The sequence below is a fragment of the Bradyrhizobium sp. genome (genome assembly GCF_049798375.1).
GTDB lineage: Bacteria > Pseudomonadota > Alphaproteobacteria > Rhizobiales > Xanthobacteraceae > Bradyrhizobium.
Genome location: NZ_JBARGP010000416.1, coordinates 1 through 4,468, shown reverse-complemented (window position 1 = coordinate 4,468; position 4,468 = coordinate 1). Strand labels below are relative to the sequence as shown.

General features: G+C 64.7%; 2 protein-coding genes and 1 pseudogene. 1 reads left to right on the top strand and 2 read right to left on the bottom strand.

Annotated elements, in window-relative coordinates; genetic code table 11:
• Both WA702_RS17635 and WA702_RS17630 read right to left on the bottom strand, forming a co-directional pair.
• Positions 1–1,076: pseudogene (locus WA702_RS17635) on the bottom strand (L,D-transpeptidase family protein); the annotation flags it as partial.
• Positions 1,077–1,442: 366 nt separating this feature from the next.
• Complete coding sequence (locus WA702_RS17630) at positions 1,443–2,945, bottom strand: sigma-54-dependent transcriptional regulator (RefSeq protein WP_425111818.1); 1,503 nt, start codon at positions 2,943–2,945, stop codon at positions 1,443–1,445.
• A gap of 147 nt (positions 2,946–3,092) precedes the next feature.
• Here WA702_RS17630 and WA702_RS17625 point away from each other — a divergent pair.
• On the top strand, positions 3,093–4,468 hold a 1,376-nt coding region (locus WA702_RS17625), incomplete at its 3' end, for a M3 family oligoendopeptidase (protein ID WP_425111817.1).

The window sequence follows — 4,468 nt, the reverse complement described above, 5'->3', positions numbered from 1 at the left end:
GTGTATTTCAGCGCCACGCCGTTATCGATCTTGATGGCGGCAGTGCCGGTCGCGCCGCGCAGCTCGGCCAGCTTGGCCTTCAGCTCCTTGTAGAGCTTCTGCGGCGGGTTGTAGCTGTCCAGCGCCGTGGAGGCGTCCGTGGCGCCGGTGATCTTGACCAGCACGTCGTTCGCATCGATCGGATGCTCCGGATATTGGATGTCGGCCGAGACCTGGGACCAGTGCATGCGGCCGCTCTGCGCTTGGCGCGCGTAGTCGAGCATGCTCGCGGTCAGCTTCAGGTCGGCTTCCGCCAGCGCGTCCGGGCTGGTGGCGGCAGCGAAATCCGGCGTCGGATAATCGGCCGGATTGAGGCCGTCGGACGCAGCATCCTTGAGCCGCGCGATCACGCCCTTGGCGGCGGACGTCAGGCTGCCGCCCTGGGTCCAGATCGGGGCGTAGTCATGCGCGGTGTAGAACTTCTCCACCGCGGCGCGCTCGGCCTTGCGGTCGAAATAGCGGGCGCTCTTGGTGCCCATGAGATCGCGCAGGCGATCGGCGACCGGCTGGTCGGCTGCCGGCACATTGCTCGCGGCCTTGGCCGGTTCGGTCGCAGGCGCTGCAGCGGTCGCCGGAGCGGAGGATGCTGCGGCCGGCGCATCCGCGCTCTTCCCAGCATCTTTGGCAGGCTCTGCGGCCGGTGCGGTGGCGACGGTAGCCGGCGGCGTGGTGGCCGGGGCCGTCGGAGCGGTCGCGGTGTCCTTCGTGCTGTCCTTGGTCGCGCTGTCCTTGGTCGGATCCTGTGTGGGCGCGGCTGCGGTTGCCGGCGCCTCGGTGCCCTTATCAGATACCTTGGCGATATCGGTAGCCGGCGACACGGTCGCGGTGGTGTCGAGCTTGAAATCGCTGGGGGTCGGCGGCGGAACGTTGGCGGGCTCGGGCATCGGAACCGCGGCGTCGATGGCAGACTGGGCAGCGGTGCTGCGCGGCATGTCACTCTGCGCCAGCGCCGATGTTGCCGATATCGTGAGGAAGGTCGCGGCGACGGCCATCAGGACGCGGTCAAATCCGCCGCGGGAGTTCACACAGTCTCGCATCGTCGCATTTCCTCGGATGATCTGTTCCGTCGTGGACACAGCGTCGGTTTCGTCCGCAAGCTTCAGGTCGAGTGCCGGTGTCGAGAGTTGCGGCACCTTGTTGCGCAACAATTCACGTCAAACGATAACCCAGGCCTCACTTCGACAGCCAGTGCCGCACGAGGCGACTCACGACAAACTGACTCGGGGGGAGACCCTTGGCCAGACCCTTTGCCAGACCCTTGGCCACACCAATGCAGCGTTTCTGCCATGGGGCTTTTCCTTTGTCTGTCACCTCAAGGCAACGGTTCATATGTTCCATGGTTGTCAGCACTTACGGCAATTTTCAGCGGCCATTGAAACGCCATGATCGAACTGCGGCGCACCTCATCCGACCGAAGGAGCGGTCGGTGCCGGATCCTGTGCATTGGCTTCGTCGAGTTTGCGGTACAGCGTGGAGCGGCCGATCTTCAGCCGGCGCGCCACCTCGGACATCTGGCCGCGGTAATGCGCGATCGCGAAGCGGATGATCTCGTTCTCCAGCTCTTCCAGCGGCCGCATCTCGCCATTGGCTGCCAGCATCGACAGCATGCCGGGCTGGTGGCTCGGGGCGGGCAGCGGCGCGATCGGAATCTCGCTGCCTGAGACCATCGCCGGCATCGACGGCCGCTCCACCACGAGCGGAGGGGCGTACTCGACCGGAGCCGGCGCGTGCGCCGGGATCAACGGGAAATCCGCAATGCCGAGCTGATCGCTCTCGCTCATGACGACGGCGCGATAGACCGCGTTCTCAAGCTGGCGGATGTTGCCGGGCCAGTCGAGCTGCGAGAGGTAGGCCACTGCCTCGCCGCTGATGCCCGTCACCGTGCTGTTCTCCTCGGCGGCAAAGCGCGCCAGGAAATGTCGCAGCAGATGCGGGATGTCGTCACGCCGCGCCCGCAACGGCGGCACGGTCAGCGGCAGCACGTGCAGGCGATAGAACAGATCCTCACGGAAATGCCCTTCCTTGACCCGCTCGAGGAGCCTGCGGTTGGTCGCGGAGATGATGCGGACGTCGACCTTGACCGGCTTGCGGCCGCCGACCGCCTCGACGGCGCCTTCCTGCAGCGCGCGTAGCAGTTTCACTTGCGCGGTGAGCGGCAGTTCCGAAACCTCGTCCAGGAACAGCGTGCCGCCATGGGCTTCGACGAACTTGCCCATGTGGCGTTCGGTCGCGCCGGTGAAGGCGCCCTTCTCGTGGCCGAACAGGATCGATTCCACCAGATTGTCCGGGATCGCGCCGCAATTGACCGCGACGAACGGCTTGGCCTTGCGCTCGCTGCTGCCGTGAATCGCGCGGGCGAACAGCTCCTTGCCGACGCCGGAATCACCCTCGATGAGCACCGGGATCGCGGAAGCCGCGGCCTTCTCGGCGATGCGCAGGATCGGCGCCATCGCCTCGCTGCGGGTGACGATGTCGGAGAAGGTCAGCCGGCCCTCGCGGCTGTGACGGATGCGCTGCAGCTCGCCCTTCAAGGCCCGCGTGTTGAGCGCGTTGCGCAGGGAGACCTGCAGCCGCTCCATGCCAACCGGCTTGACCACGAAATCCTGAGCGCCGGCGCGCATCGCGGAAACGACATTGTCGATGCCGCCATGGGCGGTCTGCACGATCACGGGGATCGAGAGGCCAGCCTCGCGCATCTTCGAGAGCACGCCCATACCGTCTAGGCCGGGCATCACGAGGTCGAGCACGATGGCATCGATGGTCGCAGCGTCAGGGCCGGCGAGCCGTTCCATGACGGCGTCGCCATTGTCGACGACGATGGCCTCATAGCCACATTTCTGGACCATGTTTTCCACCAGCCGGCGCTGGACCGGATCATCGTCGGCAATCAAAATGCTGGCAGCCATGGTCTTCCCCGCACGCTACGACTATCTGTCTCGAATCGGGGCACTCTCGCCGATGCCGATTAACGCAACCTTAAACCTTGCTAGCCGCGCCCACCTTCCGGTCTGCGAATTCGCAATCTTCCGTCTGAACAACAGGTTCCCCATCCGATGACCTTGCGCGCTTCCGCTCTCCGCAAACCTGCTGCGAGATCCGCTTCTGCCAAATCTGCTGCCGCCAAGTCCGCGGCCAAGCCTGCGGTCAACAAGCCTGCAGCCAAGGCGAAAGCCGTGGCAAAGCCGGCCAAAAAGGTTGCGGCCAAAGTGCCGGCCAAGGCGCCGACAAAGTCTGTGACAAAAACGGGTGCGTTGCCGGAATGGAACCTGAGCGATCTCTACTCGGGAATCGACGCACCGGAGATCGCGCATGATTTGCAGAAAATGGACGCCGATTGTGTCGCGTTCGAGACCGACTACAAGGGCAAGCTGGCCGAGCACACCGCGCGCGAGGACGGCGGCGAATGGCTCGCTGGGGCCGTGAAACGTTACGAGGCAATCGACGATCTTGCCGGCCGGCTCGGCTCCTATGCCGGGCTCGCGCATGCCGGCGACAGCGTCGATCCGTCGATCTCGAAATTCTATGGCGACATCTCGGAGCGGCTGACCGCCGCATCGACGCATCTGTTGTTCTTTGCGCTCGAGCTCAACCGGATCGACGACGAGGTGATCGAGAAGGCGATGGCTGTGCCTGCGCTCGGCTACTACCGGCCGTGGATCGAGGATCTGCGCAAGGACAAGCCGTACCAGTTGGAGGATCGCGTCGAGCAGCTCTTCCACGAGAAGTCGCAGACTGGCTATTCCGCCTGGAACCGGCTGTTCGACCAGACCATCGCCGGACTTCGTTTCAAAATCGGGGGCAAAGAGCTCGCGATCGAGCCGACCTTGAACTTCCTGCAGGACCGCGACGGCGCCAAGCGCAAGCTTGCGGCCGAAGCGCTGGCCAAGACCTTCAAGGCCAATGAGCGCACTTTTGCGCTGATCACCAACACGCTCGCCAAGGACAAGGACATCGCCGACCGCTGGCGCGGCTTCCAGGACGTCGCGGATTCGCGTCACCTGAACAACCGTGTCGAGCGCGAGGTGGTGGATGCGCTGGTCGCCTCGGTGCGATCAGCCTATCCCAAACTGTCGCATCGCTATTATCAGCTGAAGGCGCGCTGGTTCGGAAAGAAGAAGCTTGCGCATTGGGACCGCAACGCGCCGTTGCCGTTCGCTGCGACCGGCACCATCGCCTGGCCCGACGCCAAGAACATGGTGCTGACGGCCTATCGCGGCTTCTCCACCGATATGGCCGACATCGCCCAGCGCTTCTTCGACGACCGCTGGATCGATGCGCCGGTGCGACCCGGCAAGGCGCCGGGCGCGTTCTCGCATCCGACCACGCCTTCGGCGCATCCCTATGTGCTGATGAATTATCAGGGCAAGCCGCGCGACGTGATGACGCTGGCCCATGAGCTCGGCCATGGCGTGCATCAGGTGCTGGCGGC